This window comes from Shewanella sp. 1311, from assembly GCF_059338235.1.
Window position 1 is genome coordinate 4,919,610 of the sequence record NZ_CM181686.1, and the last position, 22,237, is coordinate 4,941,846.

Annotated in this window: 16 protein-coding genes; 12 read left to right on the plus strand and 4 right to left on the minus strand. The window is 46.3% G+C overall.

Translation table 11 applies throughout. The features are described from left to right. The first annotated feature begins 160 nt into the window (after window positions 1-160). A complete protein-coding gene (locus AC5YB3_RS21640) occupies window positions 161-949 on the plus strand; it encodes a TatD family hydrolase (protein ID WP_006086270.1) in 789 nt (262 codons plus the stop codon). Window positions 950-1,246: 297 nt separating this feature from the next. Here the strand turns inward: AC5YB3_RS21640 and rsmF are convergent, their stop codons facing one another. After that, window positions 1,247-2,707 (minus strand): 16S rRNA (cytosine(1407)-C(5))-methyltransferase RsmF, encoded by a 1,461-nt coding sequence (gene rsmF, locus AC5YB3_RS21645; RefSeq protein ID WP_259528834.1) that lies wholly within the window; start codon window positions 2,705-2,707, stop codon window positions 1,247-1,249. A 223-nt stretch (window positions 2,708-2,930) separates the two neighbouring features. Here rsmF and AC5YB3_RS21650 point away from each other — a divergent pair, with 223 nt between their 5' ends. After that, complete coding sequence (locus AC5YB3_RS21650; protein WP_259528833.1) at window positions 2,931-4,157, plus strand: nucleoside recognition domain-containing protein; 1,227 nt, start codon at window positions 2,931-2,933, stop codon at window positions 4,155-4,157. Between the two features lie 141 nt (window positions 4,158-4,298). On the opposite strand, the gene AC5YB3_RS21655 is transcribed toward AC5YB3_RS21650, so the two are convergent. The 3 genes from AC5YB3_RS21655 to AC5YB3_RS21665 are packed head-to-tail and all read right to left on the minus strand — an operon-like array spanning window position 4,299 to window position 8,176. Next, window positions 4,299-6,938: a PqiB family protein gene (locus AC5YB3_RS21655; RefSeq protein WP_432341895.1), complete on the minus strand. Its 2,640-nt coding sequence runs from the start codon at window positions 6,936-6,938 to the stop codon at window positions 4,299-4,301. After that, entirely contained in the window at window positions 6,925-7,542 is a 618-nt protein-coding gene (locus AC5YB3_RS21660) for a paraquat-inducible protein A (RefSeq protein WP_011846987.1), read from the minus strand. Before AC5YB3_RS21660 ends, AC5YB3_RS21655 begins: the two co-directional genes overlap by 14 nt. Window position 7,543: 1 nt before the next feature. Beyond that, a complete protein-coding gene (locus AC5YB3_RS21665; RefSeq protein ID WP_006081914.1) occupies window positions 7,544-8,176 on the minus strand; it encodes a paraquat-inducible protein A in 633 nt (210 codons plus the stop codon). A 207-nt stretch (window positions 8,177-8,383) separates the two neighbouring features. Here AC5YB3_RS21665 and AC5YB3_RS21670 point away from each other — a divergent pair, with 207 nt between their 5' ends. From AC5YB3_RS21670 to AC5YB3_RS21715, 10 genes are all read left to right on the plus strand, one after another. After that, window positions 8,384-8,683, plus strand: coding sequence for a YebG family protein (locus AC5YB3_RS21670; protein ID WP_006086275.1), 300 nt, complete (start codon window positions 8,384-8,386; stop codon window positions 8,681-8,683). A gap of 17 nt (window positions 8,684-8,700) precedes the next feature. Continuing rightward, the gene (locus tag AC5YB3_RS21675) at window positions 8,701-9,159 is read left to right on the plus strand and encodes a GAF domain-containing protein (protein ID WP_006081912.1); all 459 of its coding nucleotides are present in this window, start codon (window positions 8,701-8,703) and stop codon (window positions 9,157-9,159) included. A 282-nt stretch (window positions 9,160-9,441) separates the two neighbouring features. Next, window positions 9,442-10,071 carry an RNA chaperone ProQ gene (proQ, locus tag AC5YB3_RS21680; protein ID WP_006081911.1) on the plus strand — a complete coding sequence of 210 codons (630 nt, stop codon included), beginning with the start codon at window positions 9,442-9,444 and terminating at the stop codon, window positions 10,069-10,071. Between the two features lie 28 nt (window positions 10,072-10,099). Continuing rightward, window positions 10,100-12,145 carry a carboxy terminal-processing peptidase gene (gene prc, locus AC5YB3_RS21685; RefSeq protein ID WP_063883461.1) on the plus strand — a complete coding sequence of 682 codons (2,046 nt, stop codon included), beginning with the start codon at window positions 10,100-10,102 and terminating at the stop codon, window positions 12,143-12,145. A gap of 84 nt (window positions 12,146-12,229) precedes the next feature. Further along, on the plus strand, window positions 12,230-14,779 hold the full coding sequence (pepN, locus tag AC5YB3_RS21690; protein ID WP_494526147.1) for an aminopeptidase N: 2,550 nt from the start codon (window positions 12,230-12,232) through the stop codon (window positions 14,777-14,779). A 43-nt stretch (window positions 14,780-14,822) separates the two neighbouring features. After that, a complete protein-coding gene (locus tag AC5YB3_RS21695) occupies window positions 14,823-15,038 on the plus strand; it encodes a DUF2835 domain-containing protein (RefSeq protein WP_006086278.1) in 216 nt (71 codons plus the stop codon). A 338-nt stretch (window positions 15,039-15,376) separates the two neighbouring features. Beyond that, window positions 15,377-17,419 carry a DUF1302 domain-containing protein gene (locus AC5YB3_RS21700; protein ID WP_494526148.1) on the plus strand — a complete coding sequence of 681 codons (2,043 nt, stop codon included), beginning with the start codon at window positions 15,377-15,379 and terminating at the stop codon, window positions 17,417-17,419. Window positions 17,420-17,432: 13 nt separating this feature from the next. Continuing rightward, on the plus strand, window positions 17,433-18,797 hold the full coding sequence (locus AC5YB3_RS21705) for a DUF1329 domain-containing protein (RefSeq protein WP_006081906.1): 1,365 nt from the start codon (window positions 17,433-17,435) through the stop codon (window positions 18,795-18,797). Window positions 18,798-18,851: 54 nt separating this feature from the next. Continuing rightward, complete coding sequence (locus tag AC5YB3_RS21710) at window positions 18,852-19,868, plus strand: YCF48-related protein (RefSeq protein ID WP_494526149.1); 1,017 nt, start codon at window positions 18,852-18,854, stop codon at window positions 19,866-19,868. A gap of 32 nt (window positions 19,869-19,900) precedes the next feature. After that, complete coding sequence (locus AC5YB3_RS21715) at window positions 19,901-22,216, plus strand: efflux RND transporter permease subunit (RefSeq protein ID WP_012089377.1); 2,316 nt, start codon at window positions 19,901-19,903, stop codon at window positions 22,214-22,216. The last annotated feature ends 21 nt before the right edge of the window (window positions 22,217-22,237 follow it).

The window sequence follows — 22,237 nt, forward strand, 5'->3', positions numbered from 1 at the left end:
TAGGTTTAAATGCTCTGCTTTAAGCGTTACTCTCGTTTAACTGTTCTAGTTTTAACATTGGCCCGCACTCTAAATTGATACTTCACCTCCGTGGAATTTGACCTCGATCCCTTGGCTGGGTATCCTTGTCGTCCTTTTGTTATTCTGCTTGGAAATCCCTGTGCTTATTGATTCACACTGCCATCTCGATCGCCTTAAAGCGGCGCCTGATCAACAAACCCTAGAACATATTCTGGCCAGCGCGAAAGCCCGTGGCGTGGACTATATGCTATGCGTCAACGTGCGCCAGCAGGGATTTGAATCGATGCGAGATAAAGTTGCAGCCTTCGATCAGGTATTTTTGTCATCGGGCGTGCATCCATTAGACGTTAAAGAAGGTCTCGATGTTGAGCAAATCCGCCGCTTTGCCACCGATCCTAAAGTGGTCGCGATTGGTGAAACTGGCCTAGATTATTTTTATGCCGACGAAACTAAATTGCTGCAACAACAATGTTTTGAGCAGCAGATCGCCCTTGCGGTCGAAGTGAATAAACCTTTGATTGTCCATACCCGTGATGCACGTGAAGACACGATCACTATGCTTAAGCAGGGCAACGCGGATAAAGTCGGCGGCGTACTGCATTGCTTTACCGAGAACTGGGAAATGGCGAAAGCGGCGATTGACCTTGGCTTTTACATTTCAGTATCAGGCATAGTCACCTTTAAAAATGCCGGTGAACTTCGCACTGTTATCCGTAAAGTGCCACAGGATCGCCTGCTGGTTGAAACGGATTCGCCTTATTTGGCGCCTATTCCACACCGTGGTCAAGAGAACCAGCCCGCTTATGTGCGTGATGTTGCTGAGTTTGTGGCCGAGCTTAGAGGTGAGCGCTACGAGGATCTTGCTGAGTACACCAGTAATAACTTCTTTAATTTATTCAAAGATGCGGCGCGTTTAGTCGGCCGTTAGCTTTAAGTGTTTTGACCCATGTTATGCGATTGCGCGATTGCCAATACTGAGACATAAAGGCTCAGGCAAAAAGGCTCAGGCAAAAAGGCTCAGGCAAAAAGACATTGGCATAAAAAAAGGCCCAAAACGATGAAAGCTGTTTGGGCCTAGGGGAATGGCTCGTTGAAGAGCCGTGCGCTACAGGTGAAAGCGCCATGCAGTGCGCTTTACAATAGACTCAGTGTAGTCGAGCTTTTGCCCTAGAGTCGCGTTCACCTTCCCCTTTTTTAGGTTATTTATCGCTAAAAAACAGCAGAACTATAACGATTTTGTCTGTTCTGGTAGCAATAACACTTTATCTTTCACTAAGTCTCTGGGCAGATTGTTTTTTAACTTATTGCCTAAATGTTTCGCCATGCCTAACGGCGCGCCGCCATAACAGACGATCACTTCACCTTGGGCTTTGCCTGCGGTAGCTAAGGGAATATCTCGCCCCATCAAATACTCTTTGGCTTCAACATCGCTCACATCGACCGTTTTTGCCGTTGGGCTAAGTTGTTTTCCCGCTAAAGCAATAATCGCTTCATGGCGGACTTTAAAACCGTGCTTACTGTTATCTGCGAGTTTAATGCCAATACGCTGAAAGCGCATACGGCCGATAAACGCGTTGAATTCATGGGGAAATAGCCAGAATTCATCATCGCGAACCATGATGAGTTCGTCCGGTAAGCTGATGCCTAAATCCTGCTGAAAATAGTCTTTGATCCCTTGGGCTTGTTTCGCTGATGCGGCCGTGAAGGGGAAATTTTTCTGCAGTTTAGGCTCAGGCTGTAACCGCGGCACAGAGGCTGTTTTTGTCAATTTAGCGACAAAGAAACCTTCACTGTCGTAAATTTGCGGCCAGACATGCAAGAAGCCTTCGGCAGTCGTGGCTCGCTCAGCGCCATCAAATAAATCACTTAAGGATTCAAATTGCACGGCATCGCCGTAGACTTGCTTTAAATACTCGCACACACCTTGGTTTTCGAGACGGTTTAAGGTGCAGGTCGAGTAGACCAAATTGCCGCCGGGTTTCAGGGCGAGAAACGCCGATTCGATTAAGGCTTTTTGGGTTTCGCTAATCGCCAACACATCGTCAAGACTCCAATGTTTTAACGCATCGGCGTCTTTACGCACTGTGCCTTCGCCGCCACAGGGCGCATCAATGAGCACGGCATCGAAAGTTTCGTATAGGTATTCGCCAAACACACGGCCATCGAAATGGGTGAGAGCGCAGTGACTTGCGCCCATGCGCAGCACATTGGCGTGCAATACTTTCACGCGGCTCGCCGAATACTCATTCGCCACCAATAAACCTTGGTTTTGCATCAATGCGGCCATTTGCGTGGTTTTTGAACCCGGCGCAGAGGCGAGATCGAGTACGTACTGCCACTTTGCACTAGTCGTAAATGCACTAGGCGTAAAAAGTGCGGTTGGCGGCAACATAGAGCTGGCTTCTTGAATGTAGAATAAGCCCTGAATGTGCTCTAAGGCATTGCCGAGTTGTTCTTCTTCATCGTAACTGATCCAAAATCCGTCTTCACACCAAGGAATAGGATCGAACGTCCAGCCCTTAGGTTGCATCAGAGTCTTAAAGTCGTCGCTGCTGATTTTTAAGGTATTGACCCGAATTGAACGTCTAAGCGGCCTGTCGCAAGCGGCAATAAACTCGTCCATGGATAAATGGGCGGGGAGTTCTTGGGTGATTGTATCGATAAAATTTTGATTTAATTGAACCATTGATTTCATTGAACCATAGGAAAATAGACTGTGTATCAACTGGCGCGAGTATATCATAATCCCTTATTGGGTCTGAGATTTTATCCCAAGTGCCTCAGTCGTTATGGTGATTTGAGGTTTATGCACTGACGATTACCGTAATATTGCAATGAGTCGCCATAAAGCTAGCACTCAGTAGTCATGAGCTAATAGAATAAAAACAAATAAAAATAAGGGGATTAGAGTGCTGAATCGCGTGTGGTTAGCTTTTTTTATCACGGCATTGCTAGCAATAGCGGTGCAACTGTTCAATGGGCACATAGAAGTCCTATCGGCTTCGGTCGCCGCATTATTTGCGAGCGCTAAGCTTGCCGCCGAAATTTCCCTTGGGCTGATTGGTGTACTTTCCCTGTGGATGGGGTTAATGCAGGTGGGCGAGAAGGCCGGAGTGGTCAGCGCTATCGCCTTTGTGTTTGAGCCCTTACTGCGCCGTTTGATGCCAGAAGTGCCCAAGGGCCATCCCGCCTTTGGCAGTATCACGATGAATTTAACGGCGAATATCTTCGGTTTAGATAATGCCGCCACGCCGCTTGGTTTAAGGGCAATGCATGATTTGCAGAGTTTAAATCCGCTAAAAACCGTGGCGACTAATGCACAAATCTTATTTTTAGTGCTCAATACTTCCTCTGTGACCTTAGTGCCTGTGACAGTATTCCTTTACCGTGCCCAGCAAGGTGCAGCCGCGCCTGCGGATATTTTCCTACCGATTTTACTGGCAACCTCGGCCTCGACATTGGCGGGCTTACTGGTAGTGGCGTTAGTGCAGCGGATTTCGTTATTGAACTCTGTGGTGCTCGGTTATGGCGCCTTGATGCTCTCTGGCCTAGTGGCGAGTGGTTTTTATCTGATGACCTTAAGTGCTGAAGCCATTGGCACAGTGTCGACGGCAATGGGTAACGGCATTTTATTGTTATTAGTGTTTACCTTCGTCATTGTTGCGGGCATCCGTAAGGTGGCGGTTTATGATGAGTTTATTGAAGGGGCGAAGGCGGGTTTTGCCCAATCTATCCAGCTGATCCCTTATTTGCTCGCCATGTTATTGGCTATAGGTTTACTGCGCGCATCCGGCGCTTTGGATTATCTGTTGCACTTGATTGCCAGTGGCGTACGGATATTGGGTTTCGATACGCGTTTTGTCGATGCTATGCCGACCGCGCTGATGAAACCTTTTAGTGGCTCAGGTGCCAGAGCCATGATGCTCGAGACCATGGATCATCACGGCGTCGATTCTTTTGCAGGCCGATTAGCGGCGATTTTTCAGGGTAGCACTGAAACCACTTTTTACGTACTCGCCGTGTATTTTGGCTCTGTGGGTATTCGCCATGGCCGCCACGCCTTAGCCTGTGGGTTAACCGCGGATTTTGCAGGGATCAGCGCTGCGATTGCCGTTTGTTATTGGTTTTATGGATAAGGGGTTAGAGTGTTGAGCGACCTAGAATGTCTCAATAGAATTGCAAGGGAAGCTAAAAATAAATCAGGCGCATAATGCGCCTGATTGACTTTTAAGAGCTTTAATATTAGTGCGTTGGTGTAAGTATTTTGAAGAAAAGAATTACTGGGCGGGTGCCCATTCCTGCCATTCGTTTTCGGCTTTGTGTTGCAATCTTAATACTGTTCCTGCTGCTAAACGATTAACCTCTTGAGTCGTGTCCTTAGTCGCGACATTAATACCGCCAGCGAGTAAGGTTTCCAGCGAGCCCGCTTCGATTTGCGCACCTGAAAAGAGGCCAACATCGACTTTAATTCCAGAAGCATCCCAGAACTGACTGCTTTGATTCACTAAGTGACTGTACTGCGGCTCAATATGGGCTTGCATCAGCACGCTATTGCCCTGTGTCGACAGGTGATAACCATCGATTTGACCGACTTTGATACCACGGAAGAAGATAGGTGTGCCGACTTTCATCGAGCCTAAGTTGTTATCTTCTAAGGTGAATTTTAGCGCATCTTCGGCAACGTTGGCATAGCTGCTGGCAGCGAGGTTGGCAACAAACTGGGTCGCTTTTTGACTGCTTGTACCCGGTAGCACACCGATGTAAGGGCCAGTGATCAAGGTTTCTGGTGCTTTAATTCCTGCTAGAGAAATTTGCGCATCCACTAGATGATATTCACAGTCGCTGCGGCTGAAATGTTCGGCGTATTCGCCGTAGAGATAGGCCGTTGCAGTGAGTGTATTGAGATCGGCATTGAGCTTCACCTGCGACACTTCACCCACTTGATGACCTTGATAGCGAATCGCTGCTTTGGCCGTCAGTTTACTTGAAGCGGGTAAGGTGAGGCGAATTGCCTGCGCCTGCGTTAATGCCAACTGCTTGCTCTCATAGAGTTTTAAGTTAGCTGTATTGCTGGCTTTGCCATTGCTATCAAGCAATCCCAGACTGATGCTGCCCTTTAATGCTCCTTGAAGCGGCGCGACCGCAACATCAATGCCCGCAAGACTGGCGCTAATATCCACGGCGCTGTTACGCCAGAACACATTCGGCTTTTTCAGCAAGGGCTGGAATTGTTTGTCGATAGCGAGCTTGATAGCAAAGTCTTCGGTCTTACTTTGCCAGTTCACTGAGTCAACTGTGCCAATTTGCATCTTTTTATAGTAAATCGGTGAGCCTTGGCTGACATCTGCGCCATCTTGACTGATTAAGGTTAGATGCACTTGTTGCTGACGATCATAAAAGGCTGTCGCGGCATCCACTGAGCTAAACAAGGTGAGGGCGCTGTTGGCGGCGAGTGGTGTATCGCTGTGGCCTTGGATCAAGCTAACCGCACCTTGAGTGAGCGTCGTAAAATCCCTTGCTTTGACTGAAACGCTGTCTAGTGATGCTTTTACTGTTAATGCCGACTCAGGGACAAAATAGCTGTCGCTGCGAATTAGGCTAGCAAACTCAGGTTGTAACTCGAGTTGGTATTCCACCGCCGATAAATCTTTGGTTAACTTAACCGCAAGCACTGAGCCAATAGGGATTTGCTTAAAGCGAACTTCAGCGCCCGCTGAAATACCCATGTTTTCGGCTGAGGTTAAGGTCAAGAAACGCTTCTTTGATTGCAGTAAATCAGGCGCTTTGGCTTGTAAGGCAAAACTGCTTGGCATCGCCGTTTTTGTATTAATGCCCGGCAGGAAGTTAATCACGCTGCCCGTTAGTAAACGCTCTGGATTTTTAATGCCTGAGAGGGAAATATCGGCACCTTCAAGCCAAAACACCCCGTCGTTAGTTAACAGTGAACCGTATTGAGGTTCAAACTTAGCCACGGCTATTACGCCATTCGCGGTGAGTTGCTTGCTTAAAATGCTGCCGATATTGATGCCGCGATAAACAATACGAGTGCCTTTGTCGACACCGTTAGCATCAGCCATGGTCAGGTTTATTTCTATGCCGCCAAGGGCTGTGGTTTCTGAATCATAAAGCGAAAAAATGTCACCGTTTTTGGCAATATCCGCTTTATCATCAGAGCTAAAACTCACGCCGCCAGCCAGAATGGATGCCAAACTCTCAGAGCTGACTTTAACGCCTGTCAGTGATGCATCAATTTTGACGCCGGAGACATTCCAAAAGTGGGAGTTTTTCTTCACTAATCGCGCGTATTGCTCTTGAATGAAGGCGCTGATGATGACTCTTTGATTACCATCTAAACGATAGCTGACCACACTGCCCACGGGGATTTGGCGGAAAAATATTGGCGAGCCAACATCCAACGAACCGAGTTTGTCTGAGGTCAGTTCGACCATCACACCTTCTGAGCCGATTTGCATCGGCGGCGGTTGGCGCTCAGCCTCGAAGAAGGTTGACGCATTGCCTTTACCCGGTTGAATCGCAATGTAGTTACCTGAGAACAATGCATCTAAGCCTTCAACACCTGTGATACTGGCCTTAGGGGTGACCAGCCAGAAGAGAGTTTCCTTATTTAAGAAAGGCTTAGCACGGTAGTCCATCATGACTTTAACGTTTACGCCCTTGAGATCTTCATCTATTCCTATGTCTTTGACTTTACCGACAGTCAAGCCTTGGTATTTGACTAAGGTTTTACCTACGTCAATCCCAGTGGCGCTCGGAAAGTGAATTTGAATTTCAACGCCCGATTCTTTAATGCTCTTAATGCCCAACCACGCACCCAATGCCAACGCGACAATAGGCAGTAGCCAAATGGGCGAAAAGAGTTTTTTCTTTACAACTTTCGGCGATTCAATTTGTGTCATCTTGAGGTTCCAATCGATCCCAGAGTAAACGAGTGTCTAACACTTTTGCGGCTAACTGAGTTAACAGAATAACCAAGGCAAATGCGGTCGCGGCAGGCGCGGGTTTCGCGTCGAGTAGTTGTCCCATATTCACTAATGCCACTGTGATTGAGATGACAAATAAATCGAGCATTGACCAACGACCAATCCATTCGATGATGTGAAAACCCACCATCAATTTCTTTTTTGAAATCGGAATATCAAAGCTGATCGCACACAGATAAATGGATAAGCCGATGATTTTAATCCATGGCACTAAAATACTGGCAGTAAAAACTATCACGGCAATGGGTAACATATCTGAATGCACTAAATGCAAAATGCCCGAAAAAATCGTGTCGTGCCGCACTTGCCCTTGGTTGGTCAGCATAGTGATAGGGTAAATATTCGCTGGTACCAGCAAGATGGCAGCGGTAATCAACAAAGCCCAACTTTTTTGCAGGCTGGAATAGTCCCTGACCTGCAACTCAGCTTCACAGCGCTGGCAGTGGGTGAGGTCACTACTATTGAGCTGGCGGCAGACCTTACACAGACACAGGCCGATATCTTTACCTTGTTGCTTCATATCAGCGATGACCTTCCAATAACGTCCACATGTGCTCTAAGTCGTACTCTCGTTGAAGAAACAAAGTCACGAGAAACAACATAGTGAAGCAAAATGTGCCCATGCCAAAATAAATATCCGAAAAATCAGATAGCTGGAATGATGAAACCAAAAAACTGATCACATAAATTTCCAGCATAGTGAGCTGTGATAATACGCCATGAAACTTCAATAATTGCTTTAATGAGTTACGCCAAAAAAGACGACTCAGTCCCCATTTCACAATCAAAATCTGCGTCAGTATCGACAACAGTAATAAGCCTGGACCAATCACAGCGGCGGCAAGCACGGCTAAACCAACGACCCAATAACCTTGGTCAAATACCGCAAACGCGCCCTGAAAAACCGTGGTGGTGCGAATGCTACCGAAAAAGTGAATTTCGAGTACGGGTAAAAAATTGGCTGGAAAATAAAACACTAGTGCCGAGATACATAGGGCGAGCATGCCATTTACAGAGCAGTAGGGAGTGTCATAAAGTGCAGTGCTGCAACGGGGGCAAAGGGCTCTGACACCGCTTGGCAAGGCACGTTTGCGGACTGCTAAATCGCAGGAACGGCAAAGGATTACTGAATTTTCTGCTGCGTTTTCATGCATATAAAAATATATATTAGCCTAAATAGGAGTAATAACAGCGAGATCGGTGCAAAGTGTAGTGCTAATCAGCCGTTCTGCACAGTCTAGCGCTTTATAATCTTGGCAACGAAAGTACGCTAATAATATCAGATTAATCAGAACACTTGCATCACAAGTTCAATCTATGTCACTCTAGTTACTGTATATAAAAACAGTGCGAGGGCAGTCATGGCAGTAATAACACAGTTTGTCGTGGTCAGAGAAGGGGTTGAAAAGATGACATTCACATCTAAGAAGGAGGCTGATGCCTACGATAAGATGCTCGATATCGCCGATAACCTTATCCCCTTCATTCAAAAAGCTGATTTAGGTATAGATGAAAGCGTGGGCGAAAAGCTCGCATTCTATTTTGCTAACAATAAAGATGAGCTGACGAACTTGCTTAAAGGTGTCGTTCAGGTTAATAGTACGCCAACGAATCCACCTGTTGCGAAAAAAACGGCTAAAAAGACCGAAGCAGCAGAATAAAATTGTTAGGAAATGTAATGAAATCGAAATTTTATGAGTCACTTAACCGTCAAGCCTTGGCCTTGTTGGAAGGGGAAGACGACCTTGTTGCGGCAATGGCGAATTTTTCAGCCTTACTCAATGATAATTTAACTGAGCTGAACTGGGTGGGATTCTACGTTATGCGTGGCGAACAACTCGTATTAGGCCCATTTCAAGGTAAAGTGGCTTGTACACGTATTCCGTTAGGAAAAGGCGTGTGTGGTACGGCGGCATTCACCAATCAAACCCAGCGAGTGGCCGATGTTCATCAATTTGATGGCCATATTGCCTGTGATTCTGCCAGTAATTCTGAAATCGTTGTGCCAGTTTGTGCTCAAGGTAACGTGGTTGCCGTGCTCGATATTGACAGCCCAATCTTCGATCGTTTCGACGAAGAAGACCAAAAGGGGCTGGAATTACTGGTTAAAAGTTTTGAAAACTGCCTATTTGATTAATTTGCGTACAATAACGCATAATTCATAGTCGCAATCGGTGGCGTGCGCCTTATAATGTGCGCCTGCACGCATTAAGCTGGTTTGATTGGCATGCAATGAATAAGCTTAGTGTTTTGAGCTGTAAAAATTTGTTAAGGTATATTTTTTTTAACTTTAGTAAACGCGGCTAGGATGCTAATTTGTACGTTGACTCAATATTGAGTTTAACGAAGATAAACGACACGTAAGAAGTTGATATATATCACCTCGAATCGATGTCCCTTTTTGACTGTGGAAGTAATGATGGAATCAACAGAAAAGTTGACCGACACCAATGCAATTTTGGCGTATTTGTATGAAACATTTCCTTTGTGCTTTATTGCTGAAGGTGAAACTAAGCCATTAAAAATCGGATTGTTTCAAGATTTGGCTGAAAGGTTGGCTGATGATTCTAAAGTCAGTAAAACTCAGCTCAGAGTTGCCTTAAGACGTTACACCAGCAGCTGGCGCTATTTAAAGTGCGTTAAAGCTGGCGCACAACGCGTTAATCTGGATGGCGAACCTTGCGGCGAGTTAGAGCAAGAGCACATTGACCATGCTCAAGCCATGTTGAAAGAAAGTCAGGATAAAGCGAAAGCGAAACGTGCAGCACTCGCACCTAAGCCTGCGGCGAAGAAAGCACCTAAAAAGGTGGCTGTTCCTCAACGTGCTAAAACTGAGCGTCCTGCTAAGCCTGCGCCTAAAGCTGCAGCGCCAGTCGTAAATTATGTCCAAGCACAATTGACTGATTTAACGAAAAAACAACGCGTCAATGTTAAGTTAGGTATGACACCCGTAGCCGGTGTGATTACTGATATTAACAAGGAAGATATTCATGTTCAGCTTGATAGTGGCCTAACGATTAAAGTTAGAGCAGAACATATCCTGCTGTAATCATTTTTTAAAACGGAGTAACTTGTTGATGCGAAAACTCACTTTGGCTACCTCGATCGCCACTGTTTTTGTCGGATTCTCGGCTTGGGCCGTACCACCCACGATTCAAATCAGCGAGTTACCCACTCTCAAGCAGGAAGCGCAACATAAGGTCGCGAGCAAAAGGGTAACGGACTTATACACTCGTTCGCATTATCATAGATTTAATCTTGATGATGCCTTTTCTACGCAAATTTTTGACCGTTACCTGCAGCAGTTAGACTATCGCCGCAATGTGTTAACCCAAGCGGATGTCGATAGCTTTAAACCTTATGCTACCCAATTCGATGACATGCTCAGTTCTGGTGAACTTGAGCCTGCCTATAAAATGTTTGATATCGTCCAAAAGCGTCGTTATGAAGGCTTTGTCTATGCTTTATCCCTACTGGATAAAGAGATGGACTTCTCCGCCCCCGGCGATGCCTATGAGTATGACCGTGACGATGCTGCATGGCCAAAAGATCAAACCGAGATCAATGAGTTATGGCGTCAACGTGTTAAATACGATGCGCTAAATCTGAAGCTCACAGGTAAAAAATGGCCTGAGATTGTTGAGATCTTGCAAAAGCGTTACAACAACGCCATCAAACGTTTGACTCAAACCAACAGTGAAGACGTGTTCCAAGGCGTGATGAATGCCTTCTCACGTAGCATTGAGCCGCATACGAGTTACCTGTCACCACGCAATGCTGAACGTTTCCAAATGGAAATGAATTTAAGCCTTGAAGGGATTGGTGCTCAGCTGCAACTTGAAGACGATTACACTGTGATTAAAAGCTTAATTGCTGGCGGCCCTGCGGCTGGCAGCGAAAAACTGTCGCCAGAAGACAAGATTGTCGGCGTCGGTCAAGAAGGCGGTGAAATTGTTGATGTGATCGGCTGGCGTTTAGACGACGTGGTTGATCTGATCAAAGGACCTAAGGGCAGTAAAGTCGTACTGCAAATTTTACCGAAGAAAGGTGGTTCGAATGCTAAGCCATTCGACGTTACCTTAGTACGCGATAAAATTCGTCTTGAAGACAGAGCGGCAACCTCTAAGGTGATTGAACCTAAAGATGGCGAGTACGCTAATCGCAAAGTCGGTGTGATCCATATTCCTGGTTTCTACATGAATCTGTCACAGGACGTTGAAAAAGAGCTAGTGAAGTTAAACGAAGCCAAAGTTGAAGGCATAGTCATCGACCTTAGAGGTAACGGTGGTGGTGCATTAACAGAAGCCGTGTTGCTGACGGGACTCTTTATCGATATGGGTCCTGTGGTGCAAATTCGTGATGCCGATGGCCGTGTGTCTGCGCACCGTGATAACGATGGCAAAACCAGTTATGCCGGTCCTTTAACTGTTATGGTTGACCGTTACAGTGCTTCAGCCTCTGAGATTTTTGCTGCCGCATTGCAAGATTATGACCGCGCGCTGATTGTTGGTGAGTCTAGCTTTGGTAAAGGTACAGTGCAGCAGCATAAGAGCTTAGGCCGTATCTACGACATGTATGAAAAGCCAATTGGTCATGTGCAATACACGATTCAAAAGTTCTATCGGATCAATGGCGGCAGCACTCAGCTTAAAGGTGTGACACCAAACATTGCTTACCCAAGTGCGTTAGAGCCAGGTGAGTACGGCGAAGCTGAAGAGAAAAATGCCTTGCCTTGGGATAAAGTGCCAATGGCGCAATATGGCACGCTCAATGATGTGACGCCTGAGTTAGTGACTAGCCTTGAGGCCAAGCACCTTAACCGCATCAAAAGCAGCGTAGAGTTTGCTTATATCAATCAAGATATTGCCGACTTTAAAAAGCACCACAAAGAGAAGACAGTTTCTCTGGTTGAAAGTGAGCGCATTGCCTCCCGCGAAGCCGATGAGAAGAAAGTCCTCGATAGAACGAACGAGCGCCGAGTCGCCAATGGTTTAGCACCGGTTAAATCCATGGAAGACATTAAAGACGACGCCGAATTGCCAGACGCATTTTTAGATGAAACGGCTTATATCACTTTAGATATGGCTGATGCGCAAAAACTGGCTAAAACTAGTGCTAAGTAGGCGCTAGTCGAGTCGATTTATCCAATATCAAAACGCGCTTATGGCGCGTTTTTTCTTATTTAGATCAGCGTTAAAGGGATCGAAATGACACAAGCTCAAGCAAAATACTTAAAAGATTATCAAGCGCCACTCTTCACGATAGACACGATCGACTTAGCCTTTAATCTGGCGGGCAATGAGACTCATGTGCAGGCGATAAGTCGGGTAAAACGCGCTTCTAAGCATGCCCAAGCTTTAGTATTGGATGGCGAAGACTTAACTGTGGTCTCGCTGACGGTTGACGGTGAAGCAGTGCCTTATCATGTTAGCGCGGGTCAATTAGTCTTAGAAACGGCGCTTGATGAGTTTGAGCTGAACATCGTCACTAAGCTCGATCCCGAGGCCAATTCGAGCCTTGAAGGCCTGTATATGTCCGATGGTGCCTACTGCACGCAATGTGAGGCTGAGGGCTTTAGACGGATCACTTATTTCCTCGACCGTCCCGATGTATTAGCCAAATATACTGTGCGCATCGAAGCCGATAGAGCCGCATTCCCGTTTTTACTGAGTAACGGGAATTTGATTGATCAAGGCGAATTAGAGGGCGGCCGCCATTATGTTTGCTGGCAAGATCCGTTTCCAAAACCGGCTTACTTGTTTGCCTTAGTCGCTGGCGATTTTGATCTGTTGCAAGATGAGTTCATTACCCGCAGTCGCCGTAAAGTGATCCTGCAAGTGTTCGTCGATAAAGGTAATTTACATAAAGCACACCATGCGATGGCATCGCTGAAAAAATCCATGGCATGGGATGAGAGTCGTTTTGACCTCGAGTACGATTTAGATATTTACATGATAGTTGCCGTCGACTTTTTCAATATGGGAGCGATGGAAAACAAAGGCTTAAATATCTTCAACACTAAATATGTGCTTGCAGATACGTTAACGGCTACCGACGAGGATTATCACGGTATTGAATCGGTGGTAGGCCATGAGTATTTCCATAATTGGACCGGAAACCGCGTGACGTGCCGTGATTGGTTCCAGCTAAGTTTAAAAGAAGGCTTAACGGTTTTTCGCGATCAAGAATTCAGCTCCGATTTAGGCTCACGCGCTGTGAATCGAATTCACGCAATCAAAGTGATCAAGAATCAGCAATTTGCCGAAGATTCTGGCCCTATGTCCCATCCCATTCGTCCAGAATCTGTGATTGAGATGAATAATTTCTACACCGTCACTGTGTATAACAAGGGCGCTGAAGTGATCCGCATGATGCACACTTTGCTTGGCGAAGAAAAGTTTCAAGCGGGGATGAAACTGTATTTTAAACGCCACGATGGCCAAGCGGTCACCTGCGATGATTTTGTGGCGGCAATGGAAGATGCCAGCGGCGTGGATTTAACCCAATTCCGTTTATGGTATAGCCAAGCGGGCACGCCGATTGTGACTGCGATGGACAGTTTCGATGCGCTAACGGGCATTTACCAATTAACCCTTAAACAAAGTCTAGCGAACTGTGCATCACCCTTGCATATCCCGTTCAGCATCGAACTCTTAGATGCCAAGGGCCACTCTTTAGTGAATGAAGTTCTCGACTTTACTCAGGCTGAACAAGTGTTTAGTTTTGAGGGATTAAGTCATAAACCGGTGGTTTCGTTACTGCAAAACTTCTCCGCGCCCGTTAAATTGCAATATCGATTCAATGTGGATCAACTGGTTCACTTGATGCGTTTTGCCAGCAGCGAAGTGGCGCGCTGGGAAGCCTCAGTGACCTTAGTGAGCCAAGCGATTTGGCAGAATGTGGCGAGTTTACAGCAGCAACAAGCCATGACACTCGATCCCCGTGTGCGCGATAGTTTTAAAGGCGTGTTGTTAGACACTGAACTTGACTCAGCATTGATTGCCGAAATCTTAGCCATACCTACGGCATCTGCTTTGATTGAGCAAACAGAAAGCGTTGATCTCGATGCGTTAGCCTTAGCCCGTGAATTTGTGTTAACTGAGCTGGCTTCACACTCTGAAGATGAATTGATCGCGCTCTATCGCTCTTTGGTATCAGTCGATAGCACGCAGGCAAGAGCGCTTAAAAATCAGTGTTTAACTTGGTTAGCAAGAGTGTCGGATGAGGCTGAAACGTTAGTGATTGCTCAGTTCGACAAAGCCAGCAATATGACAGATTCCCTCGGCGCACTGACTGCGGCGAATGTGGGCGATTTGCCTTGTCGCGATGAGCTGATGACCGCATTTGAGCTGCGTTGGCAGGACACGCCATTGGTAATGGATAAATGGTTTATGTTGCAAGCGACTCGTAATGCGCAAGATGTGATTGAACGTCTGCGTCAATTACAGCAGCACAAGCGTTTTAGTATGAGTAATCCAAACCGAGTGCGCGCGTTAGTGGGCAGTTTTGCGGCGGGTAATATTTACCAATTCCACCGTCAAGACGGTAAGGGTTATGCTTTCTTAACCGAATGCTTAATTACCCTTAATAAGCTCAATCCGCAGGTCGCGGCACGCATGGTGACGCCATTGATCCAGTTCCATAAATTCGACTTAGGCCGTCAAACCTTAATAAAAGCCTGTTTAGGGCAACTTTTGGCTTTACCTGACTTATCTAAGGATATGTACGAAAAAGTCTCTAAGGCATTGGCAAAATAGCGGTTTGTAGGAGGAGGGCGGCAATCGATGCCGCCCTGATATTATGGAATTGTATTTCAAACTAACGATCAGCTATCGAGATTTCTTACCCTATTATCAAGGGCTTGCTGATAAAATTGAGGTCCGCGAAACGCAAGGACGTATTTTGTGGATTAATGGCCGTCATTTCAGACGTTTTTTAACCGAAAATGGCATTCAAGGCTATTTTAAATTGGTTTTAGATGACAAGGGACAATTTGTTTCATTAAATCGAGTCTAGTCTGAATTTGTTTATTTGCGCTTAGAGTAATTACTTTAAACGGTCGGCTGATTATTAGGCTCGGTTTGTGATATTTAGTTTTTAAATATGTTAATGAATTATATGATTTTTTGATATCTTTTCCCGCTTCATTTCTCTCCCGCTTTTCTCTAATTTAAATCCCACCTTTTCAACTGCTGGCACAAATGTGTCTACATGCTTAATTCTTTAGAAAATTTTCTCTAACTGCGCCTTGCCCAAGGGGATTAATTGCTGTAACAATGATGTTACCTGTGAGCTAACAAGATGTTGGTTGTAATTCCTAAAACAAAGAATCCAGCAGGGTACGGAGAGCTAAAATGAAAATTGTTAAAAATAGTTTTAACAAATCGGCGCTTGCTTTGGGGGTGGCGTCGGCATTGAGTTTGTTAATGATCCCAAGCGTTAATGCAATATCTTTTGATTGGGGAGAGGTTGAGGGCACATTTGACTCAACGTGGACTGCTGGTGCGAGCTGGCGTGTTGGGGCGCGCGATTGGGAAGGTCAAATTGGTAAGGTGAATCAACCCCAATTCGATTGGTCTAATTACAGCGCATTTGGTAATACAAAATATACTTCAGCTGAGATTTGGGCCCAGCCCGGGTCGTATTCCAGCAACAATGACTTAAGTAACTTACTTTATTCTCAAGGCGATACTACGTCTGAGATCGTCAAAGGTTTGCATGAATTATCGTTGAAATACAAGAACTACGGTTTGTTCGCCCGCGGTATGTATTTTTATGATCGTAAACTGAACGATGGCAATTATGACTACAACGATCCGATCACGGGTAAAGAATTTGACCCTTGCGAAGATAGCCGCGCTTCAGAAGTACAATGTAAAGATATCCGTTTATTAGATGCGTTTGTCTATGCCAACTTCGATTTGAATGAGGGTGCGAATCCATTATCTATTCGTGTTGGTAACCAAGTGGTGTCATGGGGTGAAAGTACGCTGATTGCCCATGGGATCAGTGAAATTAACGCCGTGGATTTGAACATTCTTAACGCACCTGGTGCTGAGTTAAAAGAAGCGTTTAGACCGCAAGGTATGGTGTGGGCATCCCTTGGCCTGACAGATTCACTAACGGTTGAAGCATTCTATCAATATGATTGGCAACCTATTTGGGTCCCAACTCCGGGCTCCATTTTTGCGACTAACGATTTTGCCGGTTTTGGTGGCTATGCTCAAAACGCTCAGCTTGGTTTTAACGCTAACCCTGACATCAACTTAGATTTTGTGATGCAAGAATATGAGCGTTTAGCGGGCATGATCGCCAGTGGCCAATCCGTTCCGACGCAGCAATTGGTTTCTATGGCTTTAGCCTACCCAACGAAAGTGACGCTAGTGCAGGATGAAGAAGAACCAAGCAATGATGGCCAATACGGTATCAAGCTGGGTTATTACGCGCCTGAGCTAGGTGAAACGGAATTTGGTTTCTATTTCATGAATTACCATAGTCGTCGTCCACTTATCAGTGGTACTGCTGCCGACTTTAGCACGGGTGCATTGTTATCTGACTTGGCGACGGTAGGCCAAAACTCGGGCAACATTAACCGTGAATTGCTGCTCAGCCTGAAGAGCTTCTCTAAGGCGCAAATCGTCTATCCAGAGGATATTAAACTCTACGGTTTCAGCTTCAACACCTTGATTGGTGATACGTCTGTCGCAGGTGAGATTGCCCATCGTCAAGATGAGCCACTGCAGATTGATGACGTTGAATTGCTGTTCGCCGGTATGCCACAACAGTTAGCCAATGCGGGGCTTCGTCCCGATCTTGATGGTATTTCACAGATTAAAGACGTTCAACCGGGTGAAACCGTGGATGGCTTTATTCGCGTGGATACCACACAGGCGCAGATGACTTTCACCCATCTATTTGGCCCAACCTTAGGTTTAGATAACTTAACTATGTTGGCCGAAGTGGGCGGTGTGTGGATCCACGATATGCCAGGTTTCGATGAGCTACGTCTCAATGGTCCCGGTACGTCACGTTCTGGCGGCAATCCAGATATGCCTGGCATCATTCAAGCCTTGCACAATGGTCCCGAAACTAACCCGTTCCCAACTGACTTTGCTTGGGGCTACCGTTTAGTGGCAAAAGCGGATTTCAACAACGTCTTTGCTGGGGTCAATATGTCGCCACGGGTCATTTTCTCCCATGACGTTGACGGTATTACTCCGGATCCTATGTTCCTGTTCACGGAAGGACGCAAGTCTGTCGCGCTAGGCGTTAACTTCGACTATCAAAACCGTTGGGGTGCAGATATCTCCTATAACAATTTCTTTGGCGGTGTCGGTACGACGAATGCGATGGCAGATCGTGATTATGTTTCATTCAATATCAAGTATTCGATCTAAAAGGACTCAAACAATGAAGAAACTGACGATATTGGCGAGTGCGGTGATGTTTGCACTCGTAGCGCCAGTCGCTATGGCTAAGGTATCAGAGGCTGACGCGGCTAAACTTGGCAATGAGCTCACCCCTTTAGGTGCTGAAAAAGCAGGTAATGCTGACGGTTCTATTCCTGCTTGGGATGGTGGTATCACTAAGCCTGTAGCGGGTTATACCAAAGGAATGCATCACCCAGATCCTTTCCCTGAGGATAAGATTGAATTCACCATTACCAATGCTAACAAAGCGCAATATAAAGACTTTTTAACGCCGGGTCAGATGAAGCTGTTCGAACTTTATCCTGATACCTACAAGATGAATGTGTATAAGACTCGCCGTAGCGCATCAGTGCCGCAGTTTGTCTATGATGCGACCAAAGCTAACGCGACACGTGCAGAATTGATTGCACAGGGCAATGGTATTTCTGGCGCTGCTATTGGTATTCCATTTCCGATCCCAGCAAATGGTTTAGAAGCGATTTGGAACCACATTTTGCGTTTTCGTGGGGTCGATATCGAGACTTCCCGTAGCCAAGCTGCACCAACGGCCGATGGTAGCTATAGCTTAGTGGAAACCTCAGAGGAAATTCGCTTCGAATATTCTCGTCCAGAAATGACCTTAGATCTGCTTAAAGCCAGCAATACGTTGTTCTACTTTAAGCAAGTGGTGACTCAGCCAGCACGTTTAGCTGGTACTGCGTTATTGGTAAAAGAGACCATGGATCAAGAGGCGTTGCCACGCCAAGCTTGGACCTATAACACAGGACAACGTCGTGTCCGTAAAGCGCCAAACGTCGCTTTCGATACACCGGGTACAGTGTCTGATGGTCTGCGTACGACGGATGATTTCGACATGTTTAACGGCTCTCCAGTGCGTTATAACTGGGAACTGGTTGGCAAGAAAGAAATTTACATCCCGTACAACGATTACAAACTGCACTCAGACAAGCTGAAATATGACCAAATCTTAAAACCTGGGCATGTTAACCCTGAGTATGTTCGTTGGGAAAAACACCGCGTATGGCAAGTGAAGGCGACGTTGAAAGACGGTATGCGCCACATTTACAAAGTGCGCGATATGTACCTTGACGAAGATTCATGGCAAGTGTCGATAGCCGATCTCTACGATAACCGTGATCAGCTGTATCGTGTGGCTGTTGCACATGGCTTGAACTACTACGAAGTGCCAACTCAATGGGACACGCTGGAAGTCTTCCATGATTTGCAATCCCGTCGTTATCTCGCTATGGGTTTAGACAACCAAAGTGGTATGTATAACTTCGATGCCAAACTGACTGAAGCTAACTTTACCCCCGATGCGTTGCGTCGCGAAGGTATCCGTTAATACGCCACAAATAAAGGGGCGCTCTGCGCCCCTCATTAGTTTAAGGAAGTTTGTATGTCGTTTCGCATCCTTCAGTGTGTTGCTGCATTAAGTTTCGGTGGCGCTTTTTTCCCTTCTACGTTATCTGCAACACCCTCTGATCCGATTTTTTCTCAAATTCAACCGCTTGCGGCTTCATCCTTGATTTTAGATATTGCCAACGTGGGCACAGGCTTAGTGGCTGTGGGTGAACGCGGTCATGTTCTAGTGTATGACGGCAGTTGGCATCAAGTGGCGACGCCCGTAAGCTCGCAGTTGACCAAAGTGTTTTTCCTTAATGACAAACTCGGCTGGGCCGTGGGTCATGATGCGACCATTTTACATACTCAGGATGGTGGCCAAACTTGGCAGCAGCAGATGCATTCGCCCGAGATTGAAAAGCCATTCCTCGATGTGGTTTTTTTAGATGAAAACAAGGGGTTAGCCATTGGGGCTTATGGCTTGTTTTATCGCACTAATGATGGTGGCGCACATTGGAGCGACGAGTTCCATGAGGAGCTGTTAGCCGAAGAGGATGTGTCCTATTTAGCGGAGTTGAAAGGCAGCGATCAATCAGCCTATGTGAGCGCACGCGCTTCATTATTGCCGCACTTTAATCGTATTTTAACCTTGACTGACGGACGTTTATTACTGGTCGGCGAGTTAGGTCTAGTGGCCGTTTCAAGCGATCAAGGCCAAACCTTTGCGCGTACCAGTTTTGATTACGATGGCTCTATGTTTAATGCCATTGAAACGAAAGATGCCGTGTATGTGATGGGCCTTCGCGGTCATATATTCAAAGCTGATGTGAGTTTAAGCCAGTGGAATGAAATCGAACTGCCAGTGCAATCTTCAATCAATGGGGCGATGTCAGTGTCGGACGATGCGGTTTATCTCGTGGGAAATGCAGGGATAGTGATTAAGCTGAATGGGGATGATACCAGCAGTATTGTCACTCGTCGCCAAGGGGAAAACTTAGTCTCTATTGCGAAGGATAATCAAGGGAATATGTGGTTATCCGGCAGCCAAGGGCTGTTTATTCTTAAGCCATAAAATTTTAAAACTACAATAACAGGGCCGAGAAGATGTTAGAAAAACTGGTCAACGGATTTGAGTCATTTTTATTCCGCAATCGTGCGTGGGTCGTCGGCATTTTTGTGTTTTTGACGTTGTTTTTAGGCTTTCAAGCCAGTCAACTCAAAATGGATGCTGCCTTCATCAAAAACATTCCACTGCATCACAGTTATATGCAGACCTACCTGAAACACCAAAAAGATTTTGGTGGCGCCAACAGCATCATGGTGGCGGTGGAAGACACCAGCGGCAATATTTTTAATGCGAACTATTTTGATACCTTAAAAAATGTGCACGATCAGCTGTTTTTTATACCTGGGGTTGATCGCGCGCAGGTGAAATCGATTTTTTCGCCTTCCACTCGTTTTACAGAAGTCGTTGAAGATGGTTTTGCTGGCGGGCCCGTTATTCCTGCGGATTTTTCGACCTCAGTATCTGGGCTCGAAACCGTGCGCGATAATATTGAAAAAGCGGGCATTGTTGGCCGATTAATTGCCAACGATTACAGTGCGGCCATGGTGTCGGCGCAGTTAATGGACTTTGATCCACAAACAGGTAAACCCTTAGATACCATTGCCTTTGCGGCGCAGCTCGAAAAAGAACTCAGGGGCAAGTTCGAAACCGACAAGGTTAAAATTCACATCATAGGTTTCGCCAAAATGGCCGGGGATGTGGCCGATGGTGCTAAGGGCGTATTGCTGTTCTTTGTGATCGCCATTTTGATCACCGCCGTCATGGTTTACCTCTTCTCTAAATCGATCATTCTGACCGTTTTACCCCTCGTCTGCAGTTTAACCGCTGTGGTCTGGCAGCTTGGATTATTGACTGTGATAGGTTTTGGTCTTGATCCCATGTCAATTTTGGTGCCGTTTTTGGTATTTGCCATCGGGGTCAGCCACGGGGTGCAGATGATCAACGCGGTAAGGCGCCGCGTGATGGACGGACAAACCACCAAAGCGGCGGCGGCTTCGGCATTTCGCAGTTTGTTAGTGCCAGGTGGTGTCGCATTACTATCTGATACTGTTGGTTTTATTACTCTGTTGTCGATTGATATCGGGATTATTCGCGAGCTTGCGATTTCGGCGTCACTCGGTGTGGGCGTGATCATTTTCACTAACCTTATCCTGTTGCCTTTGGTGATTTCTTTTACCGAAATCAAAGTCAATAAAACCGCTGAGCCGACGGCTGAAGAAGTCCGCACTGAAGCTATTTGGCGTTTCTTAGCACGTTTTGCGACGCCTAAATATGCTGTGGTGGTGATTATTGCCACTGTGGTGTTGTATTTTGCCGGTCTGCAACAAGCCAATCAGATGAAGATTGGTGACTTACAAGGTGGGGCGCCAGCGTTACACCAAGATTCGCGCTATAACCTCGATACCTTCTTTATCACAGATCATTTCTCCATCACTACCGACGTGATGACTGTGATTGTTGAGGCGGCGCCCGAGGCTTGTACTTACCACGATGTGCTGACTCAAATTGATGAGTTTGAATGGTTAGTGCGTAATACGCCTGGGGTGGAGTCGACTGTGAGTCTGGCGTCGGTCGCTAAAAAAGTGAACGCAGGCTTTAACGAAGGTAATCCAAGGTGGGAAGTGCTGCCGCGCACGACCGCGAGTTTAGTGCAGGCCATTGGCCAAATTCCGACGACCTCTGGTTTGTTAAATGGCGATTGTTCTGTCATGCCTGTGTATTTGTTTATGAAAGATCACAAGGCAGAAACCATAGAAACTGTGGTCGCTAAGGTGAAAGCCGTCGCCGCGAAAATGGATAACGACAAGCTGCAGTTTAAACTGGCATCGGGTCCTGTAGGCGTGATGGCCGCGACCAACGAAGCAGTCGCCGAAGCGCAATTACCTATGATGTTATACGTCTATGGTGCCGTGTTTGTACTCTGTTTAATCAGCTTTAAATCCTTGAAAGCGACTGTGGCGGTAATTATCCCGCTATATGTGGTGTCGACATTGGCGCAAGCTTTGATGACGCAACTGGATATTGGCTTAGCAGTCAGTACCTTACCTGTTATTGCGCTGGGCGTCGGTATTGGTGTGGATTACGGTATTTATATCCTCTCGACCATGTCGTCTAAGCTCTCGAACGGTATGCCGGTGCAACAGGCATACTATGAGGCGTTGGTCGAACGGGGCAGTGCGGTGATCTTTACTGGCCTCACATTGGCGATTGGTGTCAGTACTTGGTTCTTCTCGGCACTTAAATTCCAAATGGACATGGGAATATTGTTAACATTCATGTTTGTGGTAAATATGCTCGGTGCCATAATTATCCTTCCTGCATTGGCCGCCGTTTTCTGGCGCCAACCTAAGTAGGGTCTACAAATGGGGAGCTTA

What these genes read in the sequence shown, in the direction of transcription:
- rsmF (WP_259528834.1), bottom strand. Translation starts at nt 2,707, where the DNA reads ATGGTTCAATTAAATCAAAATTTTATCGATACAATCACCCAAGAACTC.
- AC5YB3_RS21655 (WP_432341895.1), bottom strand. Translation starts at nt 6,938, where the DNA reads ATGACACAAATTGAATCGCCGAAAGTTGTAAAGAAAAAACTCTTTTCG.
- AC5YB3_RS21660 (WP_011846987.1), bottom strand. Translation starts at nt 7,542, where the DNA reads ATGAAGCAACAAGGTAAAGATATCGGCCTGTGTCTGTGTAAGGTCTGC.
- AC5YB3_RS21665 (WP_006081914.1), bottom strand. Translation starts at nt 8,176, where the DNA reads ATGCATGAAAACGCAGCAGAAAATTCAGTAATCCTTTGCCGTTCCTGC.
- AC5YB3_RS21670 (WP_006086275.1), top strand. Translation starts at nt 8,384, where the DNA reads ATGGCAGTAATAACACAGTTTGTCGTGGTCAGAGAAGGGGTTGAAAAG.
- AC5YB3_RS21675 (WP_006081912.1), top strand. Translation starts at nt 8,701, where the DNA reads ATGAAATCGAAATTTTATGAGTCACTTAACCGTCAAGCCTTGGCCTTG.
- proQ (WP_006081911.1), top strand. Translation starts at nt 9,442, where the DNA reads ATGGAATCAACAGAAAAGTTGACCGACACCAATGCAATTTTGGCGTAT.
- prc (WP_063883461.1), top strand. Translation starts at nt 10,100, where the DNA reads ATGCGAAAACTCACTTTGGCTACCTCGATCGCCACTGTTTTTGTCGGA.
- pepN (WP_494526147.1), top strand. Translation starts at nt 12,230, where the DNA reads ATGACACAAGCTCAAGCAAAATACTTAAAAGATTATCAAGCGCCACTC.
- AC5YB3_RS21695 (WP_006086278.1), top strand. Translation starts at nt 14,823, where the DNA reads ATGGAATTGTATTTCAAACTAACGATCAGCTATCGAGATTTCTTACCC.
- AC5YB3_RS21700 (WP_494526148.1), top strand. Translation starts at nt 15,377, where the DNA reads ATGAAAATTGTTAAAAATAGTTTTAACAAATCGGCGCTTGCTTTGGGG.
- AC5YB3_RS21705 (WP_006081906.1), top strand. Translation starts at nt 17,433, where the DNA reads ATGAAGAAACTGACGATATTGGCGAGTGCGGTGATGTTTGCACTCGTA.
- AC5YB3_RS21710 (WP_494526149.1), top strand. Translation starts at nt 18,852, where the DNA reads ATGTCGTTTCGCATCCTTCAGTGTGTTGCTGCATTAAGTTTCGGTGGC.
- AC5YB3_RS21715 (WP_012089377.1), top strand. Translation starts at nt 19,901, where the DNA reads ATGTTAGAAAAACTGGTCAACGGATTTGAGTCATTTTTATTCCGCAAT.